We start from the raw sequence: 26260 nt of genomic DNA, 5'->3' as shown, positions 1-26260 counted from the left end.
ACTCGCTTCGCTCGGGCCACTCTACTCCTCGAATCCATACTCGCGGCTCCCGCTGGTCGCCGCTCGTATCTCCGAGGCGCGAGTGGAGCGAGCGCCTCACGCTTCTCGCGGGTCGCTCCGCTCCCCGTTCGGTACAGAGGCCTCGCTCCCTACGGTCGCTACGGCCACTCACTCCTCGAACACGAACGTCCCGTCCCGTTGCACCACTTCGCCGTCGACCTCAATGAACGAGTCCTCACTCATGTCGACGATCATGTCGACGTGGGTCGCCGAGTCGTTGCGCTCGTTGCCCTCGCCCACCGTGTCCTCGTAGGCTCTGCCGGTCGCCATGTGGACCGTGTCGCCCATTTTCTCGTCGAACAGCATGTTGTACGTGAACTGATCGATCGAGCGGTTCATCCCGATACCGAGCTCCCCGAGTCGACGAGCGCCCTCGTCGGTGTTCAGGATGCTCGTCAGGACCGCCTCGTTCTTCTCGGCGGAGTGGTCGACCACCTCGCCGTCCTCGAAGACGAGCCTCGCACCGTTGACCTCCCGACCCTGCTGGTAGACGGGCTTGTCGAACAGCACCTCGCCCTCGACGCTGTCGGGGACGGGTGCGGTAAAGACCTCCCCGCCGGGGAGGTTCTTCTCGCCGTAGTCGTTGAGACAGGGGTTGCCGGCGATGCTCATGGTCACCTCGGTCGTCTCGCCGGAGACGATCCGGATCTCGTCGGCGGGGTCGAGGATCTCGACCAGCTGTTCCTGGTGTTCGCGGACCGCATCCCAGTCCTTGATCGTGGCGTCCCAGACGAAGTTCTCGTAGCCCTCGGTGGACATCTCGGCGAGCTGGGCCTGTGCCTGCGTGGGGAACTGCGTGCCGACCCAGCGCTTCCCCAGACGCTCGTCGAGCATCGGCTGGTGGGCCCGCTGGCGGGCGGCCATGATCTCGGGATCGACGTCGCTGGTCTCGGTCGCGTTCGTCTGCCCCCGGATGGCGATGTAGGCGTCCATCTCCTCGTAGAGCGCCATCTGGTGGCTCGGAAGCTCGAAGTCCTCCGGGTCCGAAGCCCGCATGAACGCCCGGGCCGCGCGGGTGGAGCCGTCGAGCGACACCGGGTTCGCGCCACGGTCCCCGATGAGTTCGTGGAGCGCGACGACGAGGTCCTCGGCGACCGACGGCGCGACGACGACGACGTTGTCCCCCTCCTGCAGGTCGACGGAGTGGTCGACGATGACCTCTGCGTGTTCGCGGATGCGCGGGTCCATGCTCACCACGTCGTGTGGTCGGTGGAAACAGGTTTCGGAAGCGGGAGACTCGACCGAAGGGAGAGTCTCCACATAGCGAGCGGGGAGCGAAGCGACCCGCGAGAAGCGCGGTGGTTGCAACCGTTCGCTACGCCGACCCGCGAGGACGAGCGCGGGGTGGACGGCGGGCCGCGACCGCTCAGTTCGAGTGTGGACGCGAGCGACCGTCGGTCCCGGCGTCGTCGAGGACCTCCTCGGCCCCCTCGGCGACGGCGGCGTGTTCGACCTCCTTCTCCGTGTCGACGTGCCAGCGCTCGACGGACTGTTCGAGGTCGGCCAGCCTGTTCGAGACGTGGATCTTCAGGTCGTCGTCGTTGACGTTCACCTCGAAGACGTAGTCGTCCCGGCCGGCCCGGCGGACGTTCGCGCTGACGAGTTCGTTGTCGAAGTAGTACGGCGAGACCTGCGTCATGACCGTCTTGTAGACCGTGCCTTCGACGGCCCGTATCGCCCGCCGACCGGCCGAATCGGCGGCCCGCTTGATGTAGTCGATCGACTCGCCGGCCTTCTCGACCGCCTGGTCGGGCTCGTCGAGGCTCTCGTAGGACTCGGTGAGTTTCTCGCCGGCGGTCTGGACGTCCTCGTTGGGCTCCTTCCCGGCGCGCTCGCCCTCGCCCTCGGCGACGGCGGCCTGTTCGGCGGTCTTCTCCGAGACGTCCTCGTCGAGGCGCTCCTCGACCTTCGGACGCCACTCGTCCCACTCCGCGAGGGGTCCGCCGGGGACGTGGTGGTCCTCGCCGGCGAGGTCCTTCAGTGCCCGCGTGACCCGCTCGCCGTGTTCGACGATGTCCGCCCACGACCCGCGTTCCTTGAATCCCGAGACGCTCTCTTCCATTCGGTTGACGGGATTACGGTACGAAGGGTAATACGTCTTGTCGCGTGTCGATCACCGAACGGTTGTCCGACGTCCGTCTCACCGACCGTACGTGAGACGGGTCGCCCAGTCGTCGAGCCGGGTCTTCACGCGCCCGAGCCAGACCCCCGGCGAGACCGTCCGCAGTTCGCGGTCGTCGACCTCGATCCCGCCCTCGGCGAACGGGTCGTGCTCCCCCCTCCATCACGCCCGCGACCGAACTCATCGCACACCGACCGCAGGTCTCGGTGTTCTCCTCGGTCTTGCCCATACGCGCTATCAATTCGCGTGGGAACTTAGCTCTGGCCCTCGTGGGGGGTTCGAACGTCCGAGCCCACAGTAGGTCGCGTCGGGGACTCCCGAGGTGTTTCCAGCAATCTCACTTCAGACAGGAGCACCTCGAAAGCCCCCGCTGGCTCCGGGAAGCACGGCGACGTAAGCACCGCAGCCGACCGCAGGAAGGCGAGGAGCGCCGCGAGCCGCGCGACCGGAGCCAGCGCGAGACCGGCAACGCCGGCCTCGAACGGTCGCGGTCGTTCGAAACGGCGGAGCCGTTTCGTGATCGGGCGAACGCGCCGCGTTCGCAGACCTCGCGAATCTCCGATTCGCTCAGTGACGAGAGACGCTTCGCGTCTCTCGTACCACGGCGGAGCCGCCACGCGCGGCCCCTTTCAGTCCCACCCGATGGGCCACCCCACACCGGTTGCGGAACCCCGATGGGGTTTTGCCGAACGGGCGCGGACTCGGGAGTATGAGTGACGGTGACGCCCGTCCGGCGGGGGGGGACGGTCTCCGGGGTGCCCGACTGGGAGGACGAGTACCTCGACCGGGTGAGCGACCGGCTGATGTACAGCTACGACCTCGAGAAGGACCGACGGGTGGACGGCGAGCGGTTCGGGCTCTACGGGCGGCTGGAGGTCGAGAACCACAAGCAGTTCCTCCACCCGTCGATCTCCTACGGCCACCACGAGAAGGTCGGACACCTGTTCGTCCGCCGGGCCGACGGCGTCACGGCCGCGGACCTCGACCGGCTCGCGGACCTGGGCGAGACGCTGGCCGAGGAGTGGATCGACCCCGACGAGCGCCACTACGAGACGGAGTTCGTCTTCGCGCTCGTCGTCCCCGAGATCCCGGAGGAGGTCGGAGAGCGGGTCGTCGACCTCGAGTCGCGGACGCTGCTCTCGTACGGCTACCACGGCCACTACTGGCTCCGGTTCGTCGTCGTCTCCCCGGAAAACGAGACCGTCGTGGCGAGTCCGGGGGCGGACGTGGCGGCCGCCTTCCGGCTGTGGTCCGAGGGAGGGGAGAAGGGAGACGGCGAGAGCGGAGTGCTCGGACGGTTCAGGTCGCTGCTCGGGTTCAGTCGTCGCTCGTGACCGCGCCGGTGTAGCTGTCCCGGACGTTCCGGATGTTCTTGTAGCCCATCCAGGCCACCGAGACCGCGAGTCCCACCAGCACCAGCGAGATGATCGACTGGATGGCGAACGATATCTGCGAGGCGAGGTCGGTCGCGCCGAGGAACGCGAGCGGCGCGCGGTAGAGGCCGATCCACAGCAGCGCCGTGACGGTGATGACGAGCATCAGCGCCATCGGCAGCCCCGTGCTGATGAGCTGCTTCTTCTCGTCCCAGTTGGCGAGCCAGAGCGTCGCGGCCAGAAGCGCGAGCGCGGCGAGCGTCTGGTTCGCGCCGCCGAACAGCGGCCAGAGGCTCGACCACGTCCCGCTGCCGACGAGCAGGTACGCCGGGATGACCTGCAGGATGCCGGCGTTGGCGTACTTGTTCGTGGCGAACTCCCCGGCACCGGACTCGGGGACGCCCACGATCTCGTCCATCATGTACCGGCCGAGCCTGACGGCGGTGTCCGTGCTGGTCAGCAGGAAGCTGACGAACACGAGGCCGATGAACGCCGCGCCCGCGGCCGTGGGGATGCCGAAGCCGGCACCGAGCATGATCGCCCCGCCGACGGGGAAGTTGGCGAGCGCGCCGACGATGCCGCCGCCCTGCCAGGAGGTCACGCCGACGATGGCCAGCGCCGAGACGGCCGTCGTCGCCAGTAGCCCCTCGCCGAGCATCGCGCCGTAGCCGATTGCGCGGGCGTCGGTCTCCTTGTTGAGCTGTTTCGCGGAGGTGCCCGAGGAGACCAGCGAGTGGAACCCGCTGATGGTCCCGCAGGCGATGGTGACGAACAGGAACGGGAAGATGGGTCCGAGCGCGCTGGTGAACCCGGTGAACGCCGGGAGGCTCGTCTCCAGGGACGTGTACGTCGTCCCGTCGTAGACCACCGAGAAGCCGCCGCCGAACAGCGAGATGCCCGTGGCGACGAGGATCCCGAGGAGCATCCCGCCGACGCCGACGTACAGCAGGCTCGACGTGAGGAAGTCGCGGGGCTGGAGCAGCACCCACACGGGCAGGACGCTGGCGATGAACCCGTAGATACAGACGACCGGCACCCAGGCGGCGACGTTCGCGCCGAGCGAACTCGCCAGCGGGAGCCAGTCCCAGCTCGACGCCGAGCCGAGCAGCACGATGACGTCGGGGGCCGTCGACTCGGAGGCGACCATCGCGATGGGGTACTGGAGGCCGACCCAGACGCCGGCGAACACCATGGCGACGAACGCCACCGCGCCGGGCAGGAACGGCAGGTCGAGCTGGTAGAGGTAGACCCCGAAGACCAGCGCGAGCGCGATGTAGATGGCGCTCGCCGTCGCCGAGGACGGGAACGCGTTGAAGACGACGGCGACCACCAGCGCGAACACGGCGATGACCAGGATGATCGTCAGGAAGGCGAACCACAGCAGCATGTCCTTCCCCCGCTTGCCGACGTACTCGCCGATGATGTAGCCGATCGACTTACCCTCGTGGCGCACGCTCGCCGAGAGCGACATGAAGTCGTGGACCGCGCCGAACAGCGGGTTGCCGATGGCGATCCACAGGATGGCGGGGAGCCACCCGAACGCCGCCCCGGCCGTGATCGGCCCGACGATGGGTGCCCCACCCGCGATGCTGGAGTAGTGGTGTCCCAGCAACACGGGTTTCTTCGCCGGGACGTACTCCTGGCCGTCCTCGTACTTGTGTGCTGGCGTCTCCTTCTCGTCGTCGAGTTCGACGAAGCCGGCGAGATACCTCGAGTACCCGAGATACCCGATCGTGAACGTTACCAGCGAAAGCACCACCAGTACGGCTATCTGAACCATGACGTACCGAGACCATACGAAAACTCCCACTTAAAATTTGGTAATTCTGAGGTGTGAACCCCTTCCTCGGGGTTTCTTGCGGGTGTTCTAGGGACCTACATTTACATGGCGATTCGCCGTGGCGGCCTCAGTTGGCGACGACGCCGATATCGATATCGAGCTCGTCGGCGACCGCTCCGAGCAGGTCGTCCTTGACCTCGCGGACGCGCGTCTCGATGGTCGCGACGACGGGCGGGTCGAGCGTCTCACGGGCCTCCCGGACCCGCTCGGTCTCGGTCTCGACCCGCTCGCGCAGGTAGCGCGCGCCGCGACCGTCCTCCTCGGCGTCGGGTTCGGGGGTGAGCCGGTTCATCACCAGCCCCGACACCACGAGGTCCTGCTCGCGGAGCGAGTCGATCGCCCGCCGCGTCTCGCGGATCGAGAGCTGGTCGGGGTTCAGGACGAGGTAGAACGACGCCCGCTCGCGGAGGACCTCCCCCGCGAACTCGAAATTCTCCTTTCGCCCCTGGAGCCGGGCGATGATGGGATCGCCCACGCGGGAGCGCCGTGGCTCGCGGTCGCCCAGCGCCGCCCGTTCGAACAGTCTCACGCTCTCCTCGCGCTTGCTCAGGAGCCGGTCGATCCACCCGCCCAGGTACTCCGGGAGCGAGAGCAATCGAAGCGTTCCTCCGGTAGGCGAAGTGTCGAAGACGACGCGGTCGTACTCGTCCGCGCCGCGCATCACCTCGATGAACCGGTCGAACAGCGCCGCCTCGTGGGCACCCGGCGTCCGGTGGGCGAGCTCGATCTGTCGGTCGATCTCGTTGACGATCGAGGGGCTCACCTGGTCGCCCATCGTCCGCTTTATTTCCATCAGGTGCTCGTCGACGGCCTCGTCGGGGTCGATCTCCATGACCGAGAGCGAGTCGTACCCCTCCACGGGGGTCGGGTCGTCGTCGAACGCCTGGTCGAACACGTCCGCGGTGCTGTGTGCCGGGTCCGTCGACACCAGCAGCGTCTCCATACCGCTGGTCGCACACCGGTGGGCGTAGGCGCTCGAAACGGTGGTCTTGCCGACGCCGCCCTTCCCGCCGAAGAAGACGAACTTCTCGATCCCGTCGTCCTCGTTCGTCGCCGTCCCGTCCATCAGAAGTGGTACTGCTGGCCCTTGCGTTCGAGCATCGACTCGCGGTCCCACATCCGCCGTTCCCACCCCTCGAACTCCTCGCCCAGGTACGGGAGCAGTTCGGCGGTGTAGTACGAGACGGGACTCGGGATGCCGAACGCGTCGGGGAAGCACGCCAGCAGGAAGGCGTCCTCCTGGTCCTCGGCCTCCTTCTCGATGAGTTCGTACGCCGGATGCGAGATCATCCCGTGGTAGAGCCCCCGGAGCCACTCCTCCAGGTCCGCCCGGAACGCCCGGATACGCGCTTCCAGGTCCATGCCCGCCCGTGGGGCGTTCGGCGAAAAAGCGTGTCGACCGCCCGCGGGCCGCGCACGACCGCCGGTCGCGAGCACTAAGTGAGCGAGGCCCGAACGACGAGCATGAGCCTGACGGGTGGCGACGGCGTCCCGGTGACGGTGTTCAGCGGGGCGCTCGGGGCCGGGAAGACGACGACGCTCAACCACCTGCTGTCGAACGCCGACGGCCGACGTCTCGCGGTGCTCGTCAACGACATGGGTGCGGTGAACGTCGACGCCGAACTGATCGACGCTCGGGAGGACGGCATCACCGAACTCTCGAACGGGTGTATCTGCTGTGACCTCCGGGACGACCTGGAGGTGGCGGTGAGCCGACTCGCCCGCCGCCGGGACTTCGACCACCTCGTCGTCGAGTCCTCGGGAATCTCCGAACCCGCGCCGGTCGCCCGGCTCTTCACGACCGGCCCCGCGAGCGCGCCGTACCGGCTCGACACGCTCGTCACCGTGGTCGACGCGGCGAACTTCCGGTCGACGCTCGCCGACGACGAGGTGGTCACGACCGAGGATATCCGGAGAACGCGACCGGGACAGGCGGAACGCGAGGGGGAGGTCCGGCCGCTGTCGGACCTGCTCGTCGGGCAGGTAGAGTGCGCGGATGTCCTCCTCGTCAACAAGTGCGACGTCGCCGACGAGGAGGGCATCGAGGAGACCGAGCACCTCCTAGAGGCGCTCAACCCCGAGGCCCGGCAGTACCGGGTCACCCGGGGGGAAGTGGACCTCGACGCAGTACTGGATACCGGGCTGTTCGACCACGACACGGTGAGCGAGACCGAGGGCTGGAAGCGGGCGCTCGAACACGCCGAGGCCCACGAGGAAGGACACGACCACGACCACGCCGACCACGATCCCCAGTCGACCTACGGGGTGACGTCGTTCCCGTTCCGATCCGAGCGGCCGCTCCACCCCGGGCGGTTCGCGTCGTTCCTCTCCGACCTGCCGGAGTCGGTCATCCGCTCGAAGGGTATCGTCTGGGTCGCCGGGCGCGAGGACGTCGCCCTGCGGTACAGCGGCGTCGGTCCGTCGTACCGGGCGGTGACGGTGCGCGGGAACTGGGTCGCCGCGCTCCCCGAGGAGCGCCGGGAGACCCAGCGGCGGATGCGACCCGACCTCCCCTGGAACGAGGAGTGGGGCGACCGACGGACGGAACTCGTGCTCATCGGCCGCGGGATGGACGAAGACGGCCTCCGGGATCGGCTCGCGAACTGCGTGCTCACCGACGCCGAGATGGACGCCGACTGGTCGGACTTCGAGAACCCCTTCCCCGAATCGGAGGGCGAGGAACTGGCGTTCGAGTAGAGTGGGCGACTTAGCAGGCGCAGCCGGTCGACCCGACCGACCGCTCGAACGTCATCTCCCCGCCGCAGTCCGGGCAGTTAGGCGGTCCCTCGCCGGGAGCGTCCACGTCCCTGATGCGCTCGTCGCAGTCGTGACACCAGTAGGCACCCTTCGACTCGCCTTCCGTGACGTCGCCGCGGTTCCCCGACTGCGTCGACGCCTGCAGGGTCTCCTTCAGCGTGCTGAGGACGCCCATGACCGGAGAAACCCTCTCCAGCCCTGAAACACCAGGGCGAACGGGCGGGGCGTACGCACAACCACGGAAAGAGGACTCCGCAGGGAGTGCCAGCGAGAGGAGGTCGAGTCGGGGAGTTCAGGCCGCGTCCGCGACGGCCCGGAGCGCCCGCCGGAGTTCCCCGCGGCGCTTCCACGCCGCGAGTCGGTCGATCAGTTCGGGACCGCCGACGGCCACCCGCGACCGGGCGGTGAGTCGCGTCCCCTCGTTCTCCGGGGCACAGGTGACCGTCGTTTCGAGGACGTCGAGCGGCCCCGATACCTGTTCGTAGGCGATCCCGTCCTCGCGTTCGGTGAACCGGAAGACGAGTTCGAGCCCGTAGCCTCCCACTGTGACCTCCGTCCCCCCGTCGGTGTCGCTCACGTTCCGGACCTCGAAGCTCCCCTCGGCGTCCATCAGGCCGATGGGGGAGAGCAGCGGCTCGACGGCGGCCGGCGGGGCCTGAACGAACCGCGACACCTCCACCTCGCGCATACCTCCCGTACCGGTCACCGCGACAAAAGCAGGAGGGTGAGCAGCGAGAGGACGCCGGCGACGGCGAGCGCGCCGTAGACGAGCCGCTGGAGGCGAACAGCGGGGGGAACCTCCCCCCGGAGATCCGGGAGGGCCCGCCACACCATCCGGTAGTACGCGGCGGCAGAGAGACAGAGGAAGACCGCCCCGCCGACACCGACCGACAGGGGCATCGAGAGCCCCAGGGTGAGACAGTAGACCGGGACGAACGAGAGGCTCCCGAGGAGCGAGAGCCCGCTCACGACCAGGAACGGCACCGGGTCGACGGCCGTCCCCTCCCGGTTCCGGAGCACGCCCGTCCGTAGGCGAGAGACCGGTATAGAACCTTTGCCCGGTGTTACCGTGGCTCGAACGGGAGCTCCCGTATCCGTCCGGATCTCGCTATGCGTGGCCCGTTCCACCGGGAAGCCGACAGGTACGTAACCGTCCCGACCCTCCCGACGATCAGTGAACGCCGACTACCACACCCACTCCACCTACTCGGACGGCTCGTTCCTCTGGTCGATGTGCCGCGCCGCGGAGGACGCCGGCCTCGACGCGGTCGGCATCGCCGATCACTGCAACGTCTCGACCGACGAGGGCCGGGCGAGCCGGAAGAAGGCGATGGGGTTCAACCTCGACCTGACCTACGAGCGCCGACGGGAGGGTATCGAGCGGATCGGCGAGCGGTTCGACCTCCGGGTGTTCGACGCCGTGGAGATGGACTACGAGCCCGACGACGAGGGGACCATCGAGGCGTTTCTCGAGGAGGCGGGCTTCGACTACGCCATCGGGAGCGTCCACTTCCTCGACGGCGTGAACGTCCACGTCGAGTCGTACTTCGCGGAGAAGCCCGAGGCCGAGCGCCGCGAACTCGTCGACCGCTACTTCGAGAAGCTGGTCGCGCTCGCCGACGCCGAACTGTTCGAGATCGCCGCCCACCCCGACCTCCTCGAACGGAACCCCGCGTTCCGCGGGCTCGCGACGGACGAGCACTACCGGCGGGCGGCCGAGGCGTTCGCCGACTCGCGGACCGTCCCCGAGATCAACGCCGGCCGGGCGCTCGACGAGTACGGCGAACTCCACCCGAACAGCCCGTTCCTCGACGCCCTCCTCGACGCCGGTGTCGAGGTGACGGTCGGGACGGACAGCCACGAACCCGACGCTATCGGCCCCCGGGTGGACCGGATCGAGTCCGAACTGTCCGAGCGGGGGATCGAACCGGTCGAGATCGTCGAGCCGTAAGGCGACTCGCCCGTCTCGCGAGACGACCCGTTCCGGGCCCCTTCCGTGGGTCGTTCCGTCCCGTGCCAACAGTCGGCACACGCCGCCGTCCGTCGTTCTCCGGGGCAGTTTCAGAAGGTTTTATATAGAACCGCTGGCGATTAAGAACCGATTATGGCACAACAGCGTCAGCGCATGGGCGGTCAGCCGATGTTCATCCTCGCGGAGGACACCCAGCGGACACGCGGGCAGGACGCACAGTCCTCGAACATCCAGGCCGGGAAAGCCGTCAGTGAGGCCGTACGGACCACGCTCGGCCCCCGAGGGATGGACAAGATGCTCGTCTCGGACTCGGGCGACGTCGTCATCACGAACGACGGCGCGACCATCCTCAACAAGATGGACATCGAGCACCCCGCCGCCCAGATGATCGTCGAGGTCGCCGACTCCCAGGAGGAGGAGGTCGGCGACGGGACGACCACGGCGTCGGTGCTGGCGGGTCAGCTCCTCGTCCAGGCCGAGGACCTCCTCGAGGACGACGTCCACCCGACGACCATCGTCGAGGGGTACAACGAGGCCGCACAGCTCGCGCTGGAGGCCATCGAGGACGTCACCCTCGACGAGGAGCTCGACGACGACCTCCTCGAGTCCGTCGCCGAGTCCTCGATGACCGGCAAGGGCACGGGCGACATCGAGGCCGACGCGCTCGCGGAAACCATCGTCGCCGCCGTCCAGCAGGTCCGAACCGACAGTGGCGTCGACCGCGACAGCATCACCGTCCGGACCCAGACCGGGGCCTCGTCCTCGGCGACCGAACTCGTCCAGGGGGTCATCGTCGACGAGGAGCCCGTCCACGACGACATGCCCCGCTCGGTGGAGGACGCCACCGTCGCGGTGCTCGACCTCGACCTCGAAATTCGCGAATCCAACATCGACGCCGAGTACGACATCACGAGCGTCGACCAGCTCGAGGCCGCCATCGAGGCCGAGGAGGGTGAGCTCCGGAGCTACGCCGAGAAGGTCGCCGACGCGGGCGTCGACGTCGCGTTCGTCACCGGTGACATCGAGGACCGCGTCGCCTCCTACCTCGCCAAGCAGGACATCCTCGCGTTCGAGTCGGTCGGTGACTCCGATGCGAAGTCCATCGCGAAGGCCACCGGCGCGAAGACCATCGGCTCCGTCGACGACCTCGAATCCGACGACCTCGGCCGGGCCGACCACATCCGCGTCGAGAAGTTCGGCGACGACGAACTCGCGTTCGTCGAGGGCGGCGCGGCCGCCGAATCGGTGACGGTGTTCGCCCGCGGCGGCACCGAACACGTCGCCGACGAGCTCGAGCGCGCGCTCAACGACGCGCTCGACGTCGTCACCGCCGCGCTCGACAAGGGCGGCGTCGTCCCCGGGGCCGGCGGGACGGAGATCGCCATCGCGGACCACATCCGTCAGGGCTCGGCCGGCATCGAGGGCCGCAAGCAGCTCGCCGTCGAGGCGTTCGCCGACGCCATCGACATCATCCCGCGCACGCTCGCCGAGAACACGGGTATGGACCCCATCGACGCGCTGGTCGACCTGCGCTCGCGCCACGATAACGAGGGCATCGCCGGCATCATCTCGCACGGCCAGACCGGCGAGATCGGCGACCCCGTCGAGCACGGCGTCCTCGACCCCGCGGCGGTCAAGCGCGAGGCCATCGAGAGCGCCACCGAGGCCGCCACCATGATCGCCCGCATCGACGACGTCATCGCGTCGAACTAGACGGCGTTTCGACCTTCCGCACTTTTTTGGCGTGTCGTCTCGGTCAGCGACGGCGTTCGATAGCCTCCGATGTCGGGAGGGACTGAAAGGGGCCGTGCGCGGCGGCTTCGCCGCCGCGACCATTCGAGGCCGGCTCCGCCGGCCTCGCGCTGACTGGACGAAGCACGGAGCCTCAAGCACCGCAGGCCGAAGGCCGAGGAGCGCAGAGTGTTCCGCGCGAGTCCAGCCACCGGGGGCTTTCGAGGTGGTCGTGGTCTCCCCCGCTGCCAACGATGAGAACACCCCGAAAGCCCCCGACGGTTCGGGTCGGGGGTAGCGCGGCGGCGAAGCCGCCGCGGACCATGCGAGCGGGCCTTCGGCCCGCGAGCAGAGCTCGCTGCGCTCCTCGCTCCGTTCGCTTCGCTCACTCCGCTTCGGTGCTTACGTCGCCCGCCTTCCCCGAACCGCCGGCCCCTTTCAGTCCCACCCGACACTCCACGTCCACTCGCCACCCGACACCTCTTTTCGCGTTCGACCCGAAACGAGGGTGTGTCGGGTCAGAGCCTCGAAGCCGAACTCGAACGGGCGCGGGACCTCGACGTCTCGGAACTCGCGGATGCCATCGAGACCATCGGGTTCGAGTGTACGCGCTGTGGGGCGTGCTGCAAGGGCCACGCTGGGGACGAACACACCGCGACCGTGTTTCCCGAGGAAGTACGAAACCTCCAGCGGGCCACCGCCGAGAGCCCCGAGTTCGAACACGAGTACGACTGGCGGGACGTCGCCCGCCCGATGCCCTACGGCCTCCACGAAGGGGCCGACGGCCCCGAGGGCGAGACCCTGGAGTGGGCGCTCCAGACCGATGCCTGCGGGGACTGTACGTTCTACACGGAGGACGAGGGAACCGGCGCGTGTACCGTCCACGACGCCCGGCCGCTGGTCTGTCGGACCTACCCGTTCAGCGTCGACCTGGCGACCGCGAGCCAGCCGATGGGCGAAGCCGTCGACCGCGAGGGTCCTGTACGCGCCCACGAGTGCGAGGGGCTCGGACGCGACATCTCCCGCGAGGACGCCGAGGATCTCGCCCGGGCGCTGAAGGAGCGGGCCGTCCGCGACGTCGAGGAGGCCATCGCGCTCCGCGAGAACTACGAGCCGGCGGGCGTCGAGGGCGTCGTGGTCCACGATTCGGAGGGGGCGAAACGGCCCGACGGAACCCCGCTCTCGGGGGACGATCCGTAGCCGTCCCGTCCCCCCGTCGCCGCCCCGTCGGTAGTTCTATACCGCTGGGCGGCCTTGCCGCGAGTCAGAGAGTCTCATGGAGATCTCCGAGAAACTGCTGTGTCTATTCAGTGCCGAGATCGAGTCCGAGGAGGACCGGTTCGTCGTCGAGGTGCCGCGCCGGGAGATAGACACCGGGTCGGTCGCGGCGGGCGAGACCTACCGGGTGGCGCTCATCAGCACCGAGGAGGCGGTCGAGGAGTCGGCGGAGGGATCGAGTCCGCCGGACGAGCCACAGCCGCCGGTCGAGCGCGGCGAGATACGCTACGTCGAGATCGAGGACCTCGGCAAGCAGGGTGACGGCATCGCGCGGGTCGAACGGGGTTACGTCATCATCGTCCCGGGCGGCGAGGTCGGCGAGCGCGTCAAGATCGAGATAACCGAGGTCAAGTCGAACTTCGCGGTCGGCGAGATAATCGAGTAGCCGGGACCGCCGGAGCCGGCTCCTGACGGTGGGAACGACCGCTCTGGCCGACCTCGGCTCACTCGATCGCCTGGACTTCGAGACCGTCGCACCAGTCGAACCCGTTCCCCGGTTCGCCGCCCTCGTACAGACCCGAGAGGCGGACGTCCAGCGCGAACTTCGCGGGACGACTCGCGTCCGTCTCGTCGTGTATCGCCAGCACCGAGACCCTCCGGAGGTCGGTCACCCGGCAGACGACGCCGGTCGTGTCGGCGAGCGCCGACCGCGCCGTCTCGGCGAGGTCGCTCCCCGCCTCGTGATCGAACCGGACGCGCGGCTCGCACCGGCTTCGGTCCTCGACCACGAGCACCTCCCCGGCGTCGTTCTCGACCCGTATCGCGGCGTCGATCAGCCCGTCGTGGAGCGCGGTGTCGTAGGCCCCCGGGTCGAGCGAGACGGAGGTCTGGTGGACGTCGAACGAGTCGTAGGCCCCCCGCAACGAGCGGAGCGCGGCCTCGGCCCGGTCGCGGGACGGTGGTGTCACGTGCGGGTAGAGTCCCGTGGAGATGGATAAAACCAGCAGATAGTTCTCACCGGCGAGTAGTGTGCGGGAGGTCGCTCAGTCTCCCGAGTGGCCCTCGGGCCGGGGCTGGCGGCCCTCCCGGTGGGGATCGGGCCGCTCGCGATCGAGGTCATCGAGACGGGCGATACGCACGGCGAGCGGCGGGTGGAGCGCGAGCGGGCCGCCCGTCCCGCTCAGTAGCCCGCGCTCGCCGAGCCGGCGGAGCGCGTCGGCCAGCGCCCCCGGGGAGGTCCGCCGGGCGGCGTAGGCGTCGGCGTCGTACTCGGTCCAGCGGACGATCCGGAAGATGACGAGCGTCGCGGGGACGAGCAGGACGAGCCCAGCGAGGAACGCGCCGGGGACGTCGAGCGTCGTCGCGCCGAGCCACGGGAGGACGTACGCGCCGACCGCCCCGAGCCGCAGCGGGACGTGTCTGCGGCGGTGGTGGCCGACCTCGTGGGTGACGATGGCCGCGGCCTCGTGAGACGGGAGCGAGTCGAGCAGCCGCTCGGTGACGTAGACGCATCGGAGGCCGGGGAGCACGCCCGCCGCGAGCGCGTTCACCGGGCCGTCGCGTCCCGTCAGCAGGACGAGGACGGGGACCTCCGAGGGGATGGCCGCACGCTCGGCGGCGCTCAGCGGCCGCGAGCTGACCATCCGACGGACGAGCAGCGGCGACCCCGCGGCGAGGAGGACGCCCACGAGCGCGACCCCGGCCACCAGCCACCAGCCGTCGGGGGCCGCGGGCGCGAGCGCCGTCAGGACGAGCGCCGGACCGACGGCCAGGGCGTACCCCTCGGCGAACCCCCGGGGCGATCCGCCGCTGTGAGCCGCGGCGTCGGGAGCAGCGGTGAGGGCGGCGTCCGCGCCGCGGTAGGCCGCGTACGTCGCGAGCGGGACCGGCCCGCAGAACAGCGCGAACGTCCCGAGCGTCGGGTAGAGATCGGCACCGAGCCCCGGGACGGCGCTGGCAGTCCACGCCGCCACGTGGGCGTCGGTGCCGACGCCGACCCCCCAGCCGGTGGCGAGGAGGAGCGCCAGGAACGCCCCGCCCCGGCGGAGCCGTCGGGCGACGCGGGGATCGGGCCCCGCCGAGGCGGCGACGAGGCGCACCCCCGAGAGGCAGACGAGCGCGAGGACGAGGTGCGAGAGGAGGGCACCCACGGGCGAGAGCATCGACCACCGGTAGCGGGCGGGTGGTTGTCAATCTTCAGTCGAGCGGCCGGGACCGGACACGCCCCGGAGGGACTCTACGATCCCGCTCGGACGTGCTCGTCGAGGAACTCGACGACCCGCGTGTAGGCCTCGATGCGGTTCTCGCGCTTCGAGAGGCCGTGGCCCTCGTCCTCGAAGATCAGCTTCTCGACGGGGACGTGTTCGCTCGCGGCCTCGGCGATCTGCTCGGCCTCGCCGACCGGCACCCGCGGGTCGTTCGCGCCGTGGATGACGAACAGCGGCGCGCGGATGCGATCCGCGCCGTGGAGCGGACTGATCGATTCGAGGAACTCCCGGTCCACCTCCAGCGAGCCGTACTCGGCCTCGCGGTGCTCGCGCCGCCAGGACCCCGTGTTCTCGAGGAACGTCACGAAGTTCGCGATACCCACGATATCGACGCCCGCGGCCCACAGGTCGGGGTACTCGGTGAGCGCCGCGAGCACCATGAATCCACCGTAGGAGCCGCCCATCACCACCACGCGGTCGCCGTCGATATCCGGGTGGCCGGCGAGGAACTCCGCCCCCGCTTTCAGGTCCTTCACCGAGTCCATCCGATCTCTCACGTCGTCGAGCCGGGAGTAGGCCTTCCCGTACCCCGTGGAGCCCCGGACGTTCGGCTCGAACATCGCGTAGCCGTTCGAGAGGAAGTACTGTCCCAGCGAACCGAACGACGGTCGGCGCTGTGACTCTGGCCCACCGTGGACGTCGACCACCACGGGGGCACCCCCCTCCGGGACTTCGGCGGGGAGCGAGAGGTACGCGGGGATCTCGCGTCCGTCGAACGACTCGACGCGGACGAGTTCGCGCGGGCGGAACGTTCCGGGATCGATGCCAGCGGTCGAGGCACGGGTCCACGGCTCGGTCTCCCCGCTCTCGACCTCGACGACGTAGACGTTCGTGTTCGTCGTCGACCCGGAGGCAGAGCAGGCGAACCGCTCGCCCTCCGAGCCGAACGAGACGCCGCCCGCCACGCCCTCGGGGAGGTCCGGCGCGGGAAAGGTGTCGATCTCGGTCGGGTCCGAGAACTCGCCGACCGTGAGGTCGGTGTAGCCGTCGACGTTCCGCGAGTAGACCAGCCGCCCCGTGTCGTGATCGATGGCCACCCCGTCGACGTTCCACGCCTCGTCCCGAACTACCGTGTCGAGGTGTGCGTCGAGGGTGAGCCGGGCGAGGTAGAGCAGGTCCGTCCCGTCGTCGGTGACGACGTAGAGCGACCCGTCGGGACCCCACTCGATGCCGCCGTAGCGGACGTCGCCCTGGTGGGGGGTGAGGTGGGTCTTCTCGCCGGTCTCGACGTCGAGGGCGTGGACGTCGGCGTCGAAGTTCGAGTGGCTCTCCAGCAGGACGAGGTGACGGTCGTCGGGCGAGAACCCGCCCACCGAGTAGATACCGTCGCCCTCGAAGACGAGTTCGGCGTTCTCGCCCACGGCGTCGCGGTCCTGGACGTAGACGTCGAAGACGGACTCGTCGCGCCGGTTGGAGGCGAAGGCGAACCGCTCGCCGTCGTTCGACCAGCCACCCCAGTAGTGTTTGGCGTCGGGGTGCCGCGTCAGATCGACGACGGATCCGTCCGGGTCCAGCCGGAAGAGCTGCTCGCGCTCGTTGCCGCCGTCGTCCATCCCGAAGGCGAGTTCCGGTCGAGCGGACGAGTAGCTGCAGAACGTCACCCGCTCGTCGTAGAAGGTCCGCTGTTCCGGCCACGCCCCCGGTGAATCGAGCGTCCACACCTGCGGGGTGCCGGTCGTGTCCATCAGGAACGCCACGGTACCGTCGGGGGCGACCGACGCCCCGTACGCACTCCGGACGTTGAGGTACCGTTCGAGCTGTTTCATGTACCGGGGACTGCCGCGCGCGGTGGAAAGTCGTTGCGCCCGGTAGGGAAAAGGGGGAGAGCGCGGTCGAAAGGCCGATAGCCGACCGCACCGTGATCGCTGACGTGTCGCGCCAGCCCTCCAGCCCCTCCGACGCGTCCGGTCCTCGTGTCAGATCGGACTCGCCGCCCGACCCCCGCACCACGTCGTCGCCGTCGGCGTGCTCGCGCCGTGCCCTGCTTGCTCTCGCTGGTGGCGGGCTCTCCGCCACGTCCGGCTGTCTCTCCGCGCTCGGCTCCTCGGGGGAGTCGAACGCCGACGTCGCCCTCACGACCGAGCGGCTCGCGTTCGAGGACGGGTTCGGACCGGAGGTGGCCTCGCTCGCGGGGACCTACGGCGAGCACGGCGTCTGGGGGCAGAGCGAGGAACCGGGAGTCGACGGACCGACCTACGTGGGGGCGTACCGCGACTCGATCTCGGTGCCCGGCGACGACGGGAGCGGAGTTCCCGAGTCGTGGGTGAGCGCCGACGTCGCCGTGGTCGTCTACCGCCTCGACGGCGACGAGCACGCCTACCGGGTGTGGCTCTGGGCCGGAGCGCGGGCCGACCAGCCGGACGGGGGCCTCGGGCGGGCGAGCGTGACCCGGGTCTCGGTGGGCGCGGCGGCCGGTCGTGGATGGACCCTCGACGGCTACGCGCCCCGGGGTGCGTTCCGCGAGGGTCCCGTCCCGGTCTCGCTGGGCGAGCGCGGGCCCTCCGGTCGGACGCCGCTCCACGGTGGCGGTATCGCTCCCGACGACGGGGGGCGAACGGGAGGGGACGGTCGGTTCGGCGTCGCGTGGCAGGGGATCGCCCGCGACGTCCGGTCGGCGAACGCGGTCTGCGAGTTCGGACCGGCGAGCGGCGAGGACCGACCGTTCGAGGCGCGGGCGACCTTCGGGATCGCCGGCGGGCGAGGGGTACTCTGATAGAGATCGTCGTTGCGGACGTGCCCGCCTCCGCGGACGACACCACCGACCACGGGGGAGCGGGTCGACCACCCGACTGGACACGGTGACGCTCACAGACGGGTCGCGCTGCTCCGACGAACCCGTCTCCCGGCGTCGAACTCCGGGAACCCGCCGAACACGAGTCGCGCATCCATCCCCGATCGCGTCACCGATCAGTTGGCGACGATCCGGGCGATCCAGACGATCGGGATCACCGGGATGGCCAGTCCGGTGGCCAGGAGCACGACGGCGACCACCACCTTTTCGACACGACTAGACTCGTGCCATATCGACTGCCACGTACTGTCGATCGACTGTGCGGTTCGCTGGATCAACCCGGACATACGTGACACCGAGGGTCGGGAGACGGAAACCCGCACGGCCTGCAGGGACCGGGTGAGCTCGTCTCACAGCCCCCGAGACGTTCATCTCGGGGGCTCGGTGGCGAGCGTCGACACCGGTGAGAGACCCGGACCGCTCTCCCGTGCCGAACACCCCCTATCCAGCACGCCGTTCCGAGAGGCGGTGACGTTCGATCGGGGCCGGTCGATTGGGTTTTTGTCCGACCCCTCGGAGCCACCGGCATGCAGGTCGTCGTCGTCGCCTCGCGGACTGGCCGGTACGTCGACCGGGACGGCGTCGCCCGGACCGAGCGGGTGGCCCGCGAGCTCGCCGAACGGGGCCACGAGGTCACCGTCTACTGTACGGGGTGGTGGGATGGCTACGACGAGTACCGCGAGCGCGAGGGCGTCCGCTACCGGGCGGTCACGGTCTCGCCGGCGGACGTCTCGTTCGTCTCGCGGATCGCGGGGCTGCTCGCCGTCGACCGTCCCGACGTCGTCCACGCGCGGCCGGCCCCGCCGGCGGCCGTCCTCGCCGCCAGGGCGGGCGCACGGCTGGCACGGGCCCCCCTGATCGTCGACTGGTACGGCGACGATCCGACCGGCCGACTGATCCGACGGGCTGCCCGGGCCGGCGACCGGGTCGTCGCCCCCTCGCGGCTGGTCGAGACGTGGGTGCGCGAATTCGGCGCGGGCGAGGAGCGAACCCGGGTGGTCCCGGAGATGCTCGACACCTCGCTGATCCACTCGACCGAGCCGGCCGGCGGGACCGACATCGTCGCCGGACGACACCTCGACGGGTCGGCCAACCTCGGATCGCTATTTCTGGCGCTCGCCGAACTCCGGGGTCGGGACTGGACGGCGACGGTGATCGGCGACGGTCCCGAGCGCGAGGCCTACGAGGCGCAGGTCGCGGACCTCCGTATCGACGACCGCGTGACGTTCGTCGGCGACCTCTCGCGGGAGGAACGCATCGCGCGCTACCGGGCCGCTCACGTCTTCGTCCACACCGCGACGTGGGAGCCGTTCGCGACGGAGCTGCTGTGGGCGATGGCCTGCGGCTGCGTGGGTATCGTCGAGTACCAGGAGGACTCGGCGGCCCACGAACTCGTCGAGCGGCGCGAGCGGGGGTTCCGTGCGACGACGCCCGAGGAGATCGAGGACGCCATCGTCGACGCGGGCGACTATCCGGAGTGGACGTTCGACGACTCCTTCGAGGCGTTCGATCGGGGGGCGATCGCCGAGCGGTGGCTCGACTGCTACCGGGAGGCCGGCGCGGAGTAGCGACGGTGAGCGGGGACCCACGAACGAGCTCGCCGACGCCGGTGGGTTTTTACCCTTCAGGTGAACGGAGGGGGTATGGACGCGTTCGAGACGTCGGCACGGACAAACGTTCCGCGGGGGGAGTTCGACTTCGAACACGTCCCCGAGACCGACCAGTCGTTCGAGGACGCGCTTGCGAGGGCCCGCGCGGGCGAGCGGCTGACCGTCGCCGACGGCGTCGAACTCATGACCACCGGAACCGACGTCGAGGGGATCGATCCGCGACGCAAGGAACGGGTTCTGGAGGCCGCGGACCGCCGGCGGGCCGAGGTCGTCGGCGAGGAGGTCACGTTCGTCGTCAACCTCAACAACAACGTCACCACGGCCTGCAACACGGGGTGTCTGTTCTGTAACTTCAAGGACCCCGCCGGCTCGTTCGAGGAGGGGTACGACGGCGAGCACGGCGACGGCGGGTTCACGAAGACGCCGGCCGAGGCCCGGGAGATCGTCGAGGAACACCTCGGTCGGGGCATCTACGAGGTGACGTCGGTCTCGGGGCTCCACCCCGCGTTCGTCCTCGATTCGGACCACCGCGAGTGGCTCGAATCGATGGCCGACCCGCCGAACTACCGACCCCCGGAGGCGTACGAGGTCGACCCCGGGACGTACGTCGAGCAGATGGAGGCGATGAGTGTGGGTGGCGTCCACCTCCACTCGATGACGCCCGAGGAGGCCTACCACGCCCGCCGGGGGACCGACCGCTCCTACGAGGAGATCTACGGGACGCTGAAGGAGGCCGGACTCGATTCCGTTCCAGGTACCGCAGCGGAGATACTCGTCGACGAGGTGCGCGAGGTCATCTGTCCGGGGAAGATCGACACCGCGGAGTGGCTCGAGGCGATGGAGGCCGCGGCGAACGTCGGGCTCCCCACGACCTCGACGATCATGTACGGCCACGTCGAGAACGAGATGCACCGGGTGATGCACCTCGACCGGATACGGGATTTACAGGACCGGACGGGAGCGATCACGGAGTTCGTTCCGCTCTCGTTCGTCCACCACGACACGCCGCTGTACGACCGCGGGCTCGTCTCGGATGGGGCCAGTCACGCCGAGGACGAGCTGATGATCGCCGTCTCGCGGCTCTACCTCGACAACGTCGAGCACGTCCAGTCCTCGTGGGTGAAGTACGGCGACGCCCGCGGGCTGAAGCTGCTCTCCTGCGGTGCCGACGACTTCATGGGGACCATCCTCTCCGAGGAGATCACCAAGCGCGCGGGCGGGGAGCACGGGGAGTTCCGTTCCGTGGAGGAGTACGTCGACATGATCCGGGCCATCGGTCGCGTCCCGGTCGAGCGCTCGACGGACTACGAGACCCGCCGCGTAGTCGAGGGCGACGGCCCACACGGCCCGATGCTCGGTCCACGGGCGGACGGGACGCCGCTGGTGTAGCGACGCGGGGCCGTATCGGAGTCGTTCTCGAGAGACGGGACCGAAGTCGGTCCCGCGAGCGGCCGGCGCGACTCTACCACGGACGCGCTCGCCCGCTCCGAACCATCTCGCTCTCCGTGGAGCGGACGGGCGATACGGGGACCTCACCGCACGAGTTCGACGCGAAACGAGAGCCCGCATCCCCGCACACCGCTCCGGTGGTACGAAGGGCACCCCACACCCCCGTCAGTCAAGTGTCGACCACACCACATCGGCCTATGCACGGAATCGACAGCAAAACGGTGCTGGTGACGGGTGCGGGCGGCGGGTTCGGGTCGGCTATCACCCACCGGCTCGCCGAAGCGGGGGCGACCGTCGCCGTCAACGATATCGACGCCGACAGAGCGAAAGCCACCGTCGAGGCCGTCGACGAGTCGGACCTCCCCGGCGAGGCCTTCCCGGCCGTCGGCGACGTCACCGACCTCGACGAGATGCGAGGGGTCGTCGACGACGTCGCGGACAGGGCGGGGATGGACGTCCTCGTCAACAACGCCGGCTGGGACCGCATCGAGTGGTTCCTCGAACAGGATCCCGAGATCTGGGACCGCATCATCGACGTCAACTACCGGGGGACGCTCAACTGCACCCGGGCCGCCGCCGAAGTCCTCACCGAGCGCGGCGAGGGCGGGGCCGTCGTCTCGGTCGCCTCCGACGCCGGCCGCGTGGGGTCCTCCGGCGAGGCCGTCTACGCCGGGACGAAGGGCGCGATCGTCGCGTTCACGAAGACGATGGCGCGCGAACTCGCCCGCGACGGCATCCGGTGCAACGTGGTCTGTCCCGGCCCCGCCGACACGCCGCTCACCCGCGAGATGCGCGAGGAGTCCGACCTCGCCGAGCGGATACTCGGCGCGATGAGCGAGCAGATCCCGCTCGGCCGGATGACCGAACCCGAGGACGTCGCCGGCGCGGTCGCCTACTTCGCCAGCGACGACGCCGGATTCGTCACCGGACAGGTGCTCTCGGTCTCGGGCGGGCTGACGATGGTCGGCTGACAGCGTCGTCAGAGCGACCGCTCGCCCTCCGATCCGACCGTCGCCGCCCACACCGGGAGCGCCGGGAGCACCGTCTCGACGGGGCCGCCGTTGAACGACCGGAACAGCTCCCGGGCGTCCTCGCCGGCGTCGCCGACCCCCGCGGCGTCGAGGGCCCCGGGCCCGAGCGCCGGTCGGTAGGGTGCGCCGTCGACGAACGACTCGACGACCGCCGAACCCCGTTCGAGGGCCGCCTCGAACCCCGACCCCTCGAAGCGCGGTTCGAGGGCTTCCCACGCTGGCTCCAGGTAGCCCGGCCACTGACAGAGACAGCGGTAGATGCTCGGCAGGCTCTCGCCCTCGAACCCGTGGAACGCCCGGATCTCGTCGACCGTCTCCACGATCTCTCCGGGCACGTCGTCGGCCATCGTCGGCGCGACTCCTCGGTCCCGGTCCAGGTGCTCGGGGAACGGGGCGGTCGTCGCCCGGTCGTCGGCCACGTCCGTTCCCAGGGGCTCCTCGTGGAGCGCCCGGTCCATCACCTCGAACAGGACGGCGAGCCGCGGGGCCACGACGTCGAACGTGGCGACCTGCCCGCGGAGCTGTGCGTACTCCGCGGGCGAGAGCCCGGTCGTCGGCTTGCGGAGCGTCGGGAGCGGCCCTCGTTCCTCCGCTTCGAGCGCCGAGAGAACCGCGTCGCGGTAGGCGACGCTGCACTCGGCGAACGCACGGGTCTCGAACAGCGGCTTGACCTGGCCCCACGCGTAGCGGGTGAACCCGGGGAGGTTCGCGGTAGCGGTCCGGAAGATCCAGTTGACGATCGGGGCCCGAAAGGTGTGCTCGACGTCGTCGTAGAGCCCGCGCCGCCACCCGGTCGCTCCCAGTTCGTAGAGCTGCCGGCTCGTGTCCATATCGCCCGGACGGGGACCACCCCGAAATACCCTCACCCCGCCGGGTGGGTCGCTCGAACGACCGACAGCGTATTACCCCCGGACCCGGAGCGTCCGCCATGTCGCCGTCCGCCCGTCTCCCCTCCACGCTCCGAGCGCCGACCCGGTGGCGGTGGGTGCTCTGGGCCGCGCTCGCGGGCGGCTTCCTCCTGGTCAACTTCCACCGCGTCTCGACGGGCGTCCTCTCGGGACCGCTCGCCCGGACGTTCGACACGACCGGCGCGGAGCTGGGATTCCTCCACGCTTCCTTCTTCTACATCTACGCGGCGCTCCAGCTCCCCTCCGGCCTGCTCGTCGACCGGTTCGGGAGCCGACGGGTGGCCGCCGTCGGCCTCCTCTGTATGTCGGCCGGCGTCGTCGGCTTCGCCGTCTCGGGGTCGTTCCTCGCGGCCTTCCTCTCGCGGGCGGTCGTCGGTCTCGGCGGGAGCGTCCTGTTCATCGCCACGCTCCGCTTCCTCGCCAACTGGTACCGCCCCCGCGAGTTCGCCACGATGACCGGCCTGACGGCCGCGGCCGCCGGTGTCGGCGGTGTGCTCGCGACGACGCCGCTCGCGCTCGCCGTCGAGGCGACCGGGTGGCGCGACTCGATGCTCGCGGCGGCCCTCGTCGGCTTCGCCTTCACCCTCGGGGTCGGGGTTCTCGTCCGCGACCGCCCGTCCGACGCGGGGTTCGACCCCATCGACGGCGTCACACCCCCCGAGGGGTTCCCCGACCTCGGGACGGTCGCGGCGAACACACGACGGGTGCTCGCCGCGCCGTCGACGTGGCTCCTGGGGTTCGTGCTGTTCTTCCTCCTCGGGACGAACTTCACCGTCCTCGGCCTCTGGGGGGTGCCGTACATCGTCCACCTCTACGACGTCTCGGTCCCGCTGGCCTCGAACTACGTCCTGCTCGGTAACCTGGGGCTGCTCGTCGGCGGGCCGACGATCGGCTGGCTCTCGGACCGCCTCGGCCGACGGGTGTCGCTCATGTTCGCCGCGGTCTGCACGTTCGTCCTCGCCTACGCGGTGATCTTCCTGACGGTCACGCCCCCGCTGGCCGTCGTCGGCCTCGTCCTCTTCGCCGCCAACTTCACCGCCGGCGGGAACCTGCTGGCCTACGCCGTCGTGAAGGAGCGCCACTCGGCCGCCGCCTCGGGGACCGTCACGGGCACCGTGAACAGTATCGGCTACTTCGGCGCGGCAGTCTTCCCCGCCGCGATGGGGGCCGTCCTCGACGCCTACTGGACGGGCGAGACCGTCGCCGGCGCGCGCATCTACACCGCGCTCGGCTACCGCGTCGCGTTCGGCATCGCCACCCTCGCCGGGCTGCTCTCGCTCGCCTGCCTGACCTGGTTCTACCTCCGGTACGGGAGCGGGTCGGCCACGGAAACGCAGGCGGAGGCCGTCGAGGACTAGTCGCGACCGCCGAGCACCGACCGTATCTCCTCGAGGTACGACTCGCGACTGTGACCGAGACGGGTGAGCCACACCTCCTGATACGACGGGTGTAACAGCGGAAGTACGGGGGGTTCGATCCCCTCTACGACCACCGGTTCGAGCACCCGGTCGAGGAACCCGTCCACCGCCCGGTCGGCGGCGGCGAACAGCGAGCTGGTGGCGTGCTTCCCGGTCGCGAGCACCCAGTCGGGCGAGACCGTCGTGATCTCGTCCAGGAGGTACGGCCGGCAGTTCGCCAGTTCCTCCGTCGTGGGCTCTCGGTTCGTCGGCGTCTCGTCGTCGCCGTGCGCCGCCCGTCCCTCGCACGGGAAGCACTTGACCGCGTTCGTGTAGTACGCCTCGTCCGCGTACCCGAGGTCGGCGACCATCGCCCTCACCTTCCGACCCGAGGCCCGCGAGGTGTAGGCCATCCCGGTCCAGTTACCGCCCTTCCACCGCTCGGCGTCGGGGTCGCCCGCGCCGGGTGCCTCGCCCACGACGACCACGGCCGCATCGCGTGGGCCGACCCCCCAGGAGATGCGCTCGCGGCAGTCGACCAGCGCGGGACACCGCCGACACCCGCCGTAGTCGTTGCGCTCGTCAGGATCGGGATAGGGGACCTCCGTCGGAGCCGTCACGGGCGTACCGTCGGCGGGCACGAACGAAAGCGTGACGCCGGTCGAAGACCACTCTCCGGCCGTCCCCGGATTGTATGCACCACTCATATCTCGAAACCATCGTCAGACTTTTACCGCAAGCGTTAGGTCGCTCTTTCCCCTTGGCGAGGGCGTGGCACGGATAGACGAACGGGCCGAAGGGAGTGGACACCTGCCGATCGAGCGGGACCGCTACGGATCGTTCACGCTCACCGACGGCGACTTCGTGGTGTTCGACCGGCGGGACCCCGACGTGTGGCTCCGGTCGTCCACTACTGTCGACATCGAACGGTAGGACCCGAGGGCAGGGGGCCTTCGACGGGACACCGGGCGGGGGCCGGGAGTCCATCCTGTCTCGGTTCGGGGGCACGTCGTGACGACAGGAGAGGATACGACGGAGGAGCCCCGAGCGTCCGGAAGGAGGCCGACTACTCGGTCAGCGGCAGCGCGAACCCGAAGACGATGGGGGAGAAGAAGGCGATGACGAGGCCGAGCATCTCCAGATCCAGCAGGAGCGTGTCCTCCCAGGGTGGGAGCGGCCCGACGAGCGCCGGGAGGAAGGCCTCGCCCGCAGCGCCGACGAGCAGCATCGTCAGCCCGAGGAGGAACCCACGCTTGGTCAGCTTCGGATAGTCGAGGTTACCGTATCGACCCATACTCTCTCGAACGCCCGAGCCGGGCTTAGTCGTTCCGTGAGGGTGTGTGACGGTGAATCACGCAAACGACATACAGGGGGCTCCCGAGAGGTAGCTCATGCGAATCAACACGCTAGAAGCCCTCGCCGCGTTCGCGGTCGCCGCCCTGGACCTCGTCGGAACCGTCGTCCTCACCTATCTCGGCGTCGAGGCCGAGCTCCTCGCCGTGGCCGACCTCGCGGCCGGCGAGTTCGCCGTCGGGGCGTGGCTGCTGGTGATGGGCGCGGTCGCGCTCTTCTTCGGACTCGAACTCCTGGGCCGCCGCCGACTGCTCCCGCGGCTGGTCGGGCTCGCCTCGCGGGCCTGACCCCGCGAACGGGCCGCCACCGTCCGACAGACTGCTACCGGGGACGGACCCGACACCGCGAACGGGTGCGACACGGCCGCCTGCCCGACCGATT

Annotated in this window: 28 protein-coding genes; 13 read left to right on the top strand and 15 right to left on the bottom strand. The window is 69.6% G+C overall.

The features are described from left to right. Positions 1-168: 168 nt before the first annotated feature. The gene (locus tag WDJ58_RS06140) at positions 169-1248 is read right to left on the bottom strand and encodes an aminopeptidase (protein ID WP_338916763.1); all 1080 of its coding nucleotides are present in this window, start codon (positions 1246-1248) and stop codon (positions 169-171) included. 178 nt (positions 1249-1426) lie between these two features. Next, positions 1427-2122, bottom strand: a complete 696-nt coding sequence (locus tag WDJ58_RS06135; protein ID WP_338916762.1) for a DUF5828 family protein — start codon at positions 2120-2122, stop codon at positions 1427-1429. Between the two features lie 773 nt (positions 2123-2895). Here WDJ58_RS06135 and WDJ58_RS06130 point away from each other — a divergent pair. Then, the gene (locus WDJ58_RS06130) at positions 2896-3516 is read left to right on the top strand and encodes a hypothetical protein (RefSeq protein WP_338916761.1); all 621 of its coding nucleotides are present in this window, start codon (positions 2896-2898) and stop codon (positions 3514-3516) included. On the opposite strand, the gene WDJ58_RS06125 is transcribed toward WDJ58_RS06130, so the two are convergent. From WDJ58_RS06125 to WDJ58_RS06115, 3 genes are all read right to left on the bottom strand, one after another. Next, entirely contained in the window at positions 3500-5335 is a 1836-nt protein-coding gene (locus WDJ58_RS06125) for a carbon starvation protein A (RefSeq protein ID WP_338916760.1), read from the bottom strand. The two genes, WDJ58_RS06130 and WDJ58_RS06125, sit on opposite strands and share 17 nt — an antisense overlap. Before the next feature lie 127 nt (positions 5336-5462). Beyond that, complete coding sequence (locus WDJ58_RS06120; RefSeq protein WP_338917819.1) at positions 5463-6428, bottom strand: ArsA family ATPase; 966 nt, start codon at positions 6426-6428, stop codon at positions 5463-5465. Positions 6429-6460: 32 nt separating this feature from the next. Then, on the bottom strand, positions 6461-6757 hold the full coding sequence (locus WDJ58_RS06115; RefSeq protein WP_338916759.1) for a hypothetical protein: 297 nt from the start codon (positions 6755-6757) through the stop codon (positions 6461-6463). Positions 6758-6859: 102 nt separating this feature from the next. Between WDJ58_RS06115 and WDJ58_RS06110 the strand changes: the two genes are divergently transcribed. Then, positions 6860-8092 (top strand): CobW family GTP-binding protein, encoded by a 1233-nt coding sequence (locus WDJ58_RS06110; protein ID WP_338916758.1) that lies wholly within the window; start codon positions 6860-6862, stop codon positions 8090-8092. Positions 8093-8102: 10 nt separating this feature from the next. Here the strand turns inward: WDJ58_RS06110 and WDJ58_RS06105 are convergent, their stop codons facing one another. The 3 genes from WDJ58_RS06105 to WDJ58_RS06095 form a co-directional block, all read right to left on the bottom strand. Continuing rightward, positions 8103-8327, bottom strand: a complete 225-nt coding sequence (locus WDJ58_RS06105) for a zinc-ribbon domain-containing protein (RefSeq protein WP_338916757.1) — start codon at positions 8325-8327, stop codon at positions 8103-8105. 117 nt (positions 8328-8444) lie between these two features. Then, positions 8445-8840: an SRPBCC family protein gene (locus tag WDJ58_RS06100; protein WP_338916756.1), complete on the bottom strand. Its 396-nt coding sequence runs from the start codon at positions 8838-8840 to the stop codon at positions 8445-8447. 14 nt (positions 8841-8854) lie between these two features. Then, the gene (locus tag WDJ58_RS06095; protein ID WP_338916755.1) at positions 8855-9172 is read right to left on the bottom strand and encodes a hypothetical protein; all 318 of its coding nucleotides are present in this window, start codon (positions 9170-9172) and stop codon (positions 8855-8857) included. 154 nt (positions 9173-9326) lie between these two features. Between WDJ58_RS06095 and WDJ58_RS06090 the strand changes: the two genes are divergently transcribed. The 4 genes from WDJ58_RS06090 to WDJ58_RS06075 all read left to right on the top strand — a co-directional run bounded on the left by WDJ58_RS06090 (position 9327) and on the right by WDJ58_RS06075 (position 13518). Then, a complete protein-coding gene (locus tag WDJ58_RS06090) occupies positions 9327-10103 on the top strand; it encodes a PHP domain-containing protein (RefSeq protein ID WP_338916754.1) in 777 nt (258 codons plus the stop codon). Positions 10104-10277: 174 nt separating this feature from the next. Beyond that, positions 10278-11837, top strand: coding sequence for a thermosome subunit alpha (thsA, locus tag WDJ58_RS06085; protein WP_338917818.1), 1560 nt, complete (start codon positions 10278-10280; stop codon positions 11835-11837). A 528-nt stretch (positions 11838-12365) separates the two neighbouring features. Beyond that, positions 12366-13055, top strand: coding sequence for a YkgJ family cysteine cluster protein (locus WDJ58_RS06080; RefSeq protein ID WP_338916753.1), 690 nt, complete (start codon positions 12366-12368; stop codon positions 13053-13055). A 76-nt stretch (positions 13056-13131) separates the two neighbouring features. Continuing rightward, entirely contained in the window at positions 13132-13518 is a 387-nt protein-coding gene (locus WDJ58_RS06075; RefSeq protein ID WP_338916752.1) for a TRAM domain-containing protein, read from the top strand. A gap of 58 nt (positions 13519-13576) precedes the next feature. Here WDJ58_RS06075 and WDJ58_RS06070 read toward each other — a convergent pair whose 3' ends face one another. The 3 genes from WDJ58_RS06070 to WDJ58_RS06060 form a co-directional block, all read right to left on the bottom strand. Continuing rightward, entirely contained in the window at positions 13577-14041 is a 465-nt protein-coding gene (locus WDJ58_RS06070) for a hypothetical protein (RefSeq protein ID WP_338916751.1), read from the bottom strand. A 75-nt stretch (positions 14042-14116) separates the two neighbouring features. Then, entirely contained in the window at positions 14117-15235 is a 1119-nt protein-coding gene (locus WDJ58_RS06065; RefSeq protein ID WP_338916750.1) for a M48 family metallopeptidase, read from the bottom strand. A gap of 74 nt (positions 15236-15309) precedes the next feature. Continuing rightward, positions 15310-17106, bottom strand: coding sequence for a S9 family peptidase (locus WDJ58_RS06060; RefSeq protein WP_338916749.1), 1797 nt, complete (start codon positions 17104-17106; stop codon positions 15310-15312). A 92-nt stretch (positions 17107-17198) separates the two neighbouring features. Here WDJ58_RS06060 and WDJ58_RS06055 point away from each other — a divergent pair, with 92 nt between their 5' ends. Further along, positions 17199-18053 (top strand): hypothetical protein, encoded by an 855-nt coding sequence (locus WDJ58_RS06055; RefSeq protein WP_338916748.1) that lies wholly within the window; start codon positions 17199-17201, stop codon positions 18051-18053. A 194-nt stretch (positions 18054-18247) separates the two neighbouring features. Here WDJ58_RS06055 and WDJ58_RS06050 read toward each other — a convergent pair whose 3' ends face one another. Then, a complete protein-coding gene (locus WDJ58_RS06050; RefSeq protein WP_338916746.1) occupies positions 18248-18418 on the bottom strand; it encodes a hypothetical protein in 171 nt (56 codons plus the stop codon). A gap of 240 nt (positions 18419-18658) precedes the next feature. Between WDJ58_RS06050 and WDJ58_RS06045 the strand changes: the two genes are divergently transcribed. The 3 genes from WDJ58_RS06045 (at position 18659) to WDJ58_RS06035 (ending at position 22161) form a co-directional block, all read left to right on the top strand. Beyond that, on the top strand, positions 18659-19699 hold the full coding sequence (locus WDJ58_RS06045) for a glycosyltransferase (protein WP_338916745.1): 1041 nt from the start codon (positions 18659-18661) through the stop codon (positions 19697-19699). 75 nt (positions 19700-19774) lie between these two features. Beyond that, positions 19775-21130 (top strand): 7,8-didemethyl-8-hydroxy-5-deazariboflavin synthase subunit CofH, encoded by a 1356-nt coding sequence (gene cofH, locus WDJ58_RS06040; protein WP_338916744.1) that lies wholly within the window; start codon positions 19775-19777, stop codon positions 21128-21130. Positions 21131-21387: 257 nt separating this feature from the next. Further along, complete coding sequence (locus tag WDJ58_RS06035; protein WP_338916743.1) at positions 21388-22161, top strand: SDR family NAD(P)-dependent oxidoreductase; 774 nt, start codon at positions 21388-21390, stop codon at positions 22159-22161. A gap of 8 nt (positions 22162-22169) precedes the next feature. Here WDJ58_RS06035 and WDJ58_RS06030 read toward each other — a convergent pair whose 3' ends face one another. Continuing rightward, complete coding sequence (locus WDJ58_RS06030) at positions 22170-23051, bottom strand: halocarboxylic acid dehydrogenase DehI family protein (protein WP_338916742.1); 882 nt, start codon at positions 23049-23051, stop codon at positions 22170-22172. A gap of 98 nt (positions 23052-23149) precedes the next feature. Between WDJ58_RS06030 and WDJ58_RS06025 the strand changes: the two genes are divergently transcribed. Beyond that, a complete protein-coding gene (locus WDJ58_RS06025; protein ID WP_338916741.1) occupies positions 23150-24487 on the top strand; it encodes an MFS transporter in 1338 nt (445 codons plus the stop codon). Here the strand turns inward: WDJ58_RS06025 and WDJ58_RS06020 are convergent. Then, on the bottom strand, positions 24484-25167 hold the full coding sequence (locus tag WDJ58_RS06020) for a uracil-DNA glycosylase (RefSeq protein WP_380661572.1): 684 nt from the start codon (positions 25165-25167) through the stop codon (positions 24484-24486). The genes WDJ58_RS06025 and WDJ58_RS06020 overlap by 4 nt on opposite strands. 130 nt (positions 25168-25297) lie before the next feature. Between WDJ58_RS06020 and WDJ58_RS06015 the strand changes: the two genes are divergently transcribed. Next, positions 25298-25459, top strand: a complete 162-nt coding sequence (locus tag WDJ58_RS06015; protein WP_338916739.1) for a DUF7331 family protein — start codon at positions 25298-25300, stop codon at positions 25457-25459. Between the two features lie 133 nt (positions 25460-25592). On the opposite strand, the gene WDJ58_RS06010 is transcribed toward WDJ58_RS06015, so the two are convergent. Further along, entirely contained in the window at positions 25593-25820 is a 228-nt protein-coding gene (locus WDJ58_RS06010) for a hypothetical protein (protein ID WP_338916738.1), read from the bottom strand. 97 nt (positions 25821-25917) lie between these two features. Here WDJ58_RS06010 and WDJ58_RS06005 point away from each other — a divergent pair, with 97 nt between their 5' ends. After that, positions 25918-26166 (top strand): hypothetical protein, encoded by a 249-nt coding sequence (locus tag WDJ58_RS06005; RefSeq protein ID WP_338916737.1) that lies wholly within the window; start codon positions 25918-25920, stop codon positions 26164-26166. The last annotated feature ends 94 nt before the right edge of the window (positions 26167-26260 follow it).

The sequence above is a fragment of the Salinirubellus litoreus genome, assembly GCF_037335815.1.
In the GTDB taxonomy this organism is placed as follows: domain Archaea; phylum Halobacteriota; class Halobacteria; order Halobacteriales; family Haloarculaceae; genus Salinirubellus; species Salinirubellus litoreus.
The sequence above is the reverse complement of the archived record's forward strand: the minus strand, read 5'-3'. Positions and strand labels throughout refer to the sequence as shown.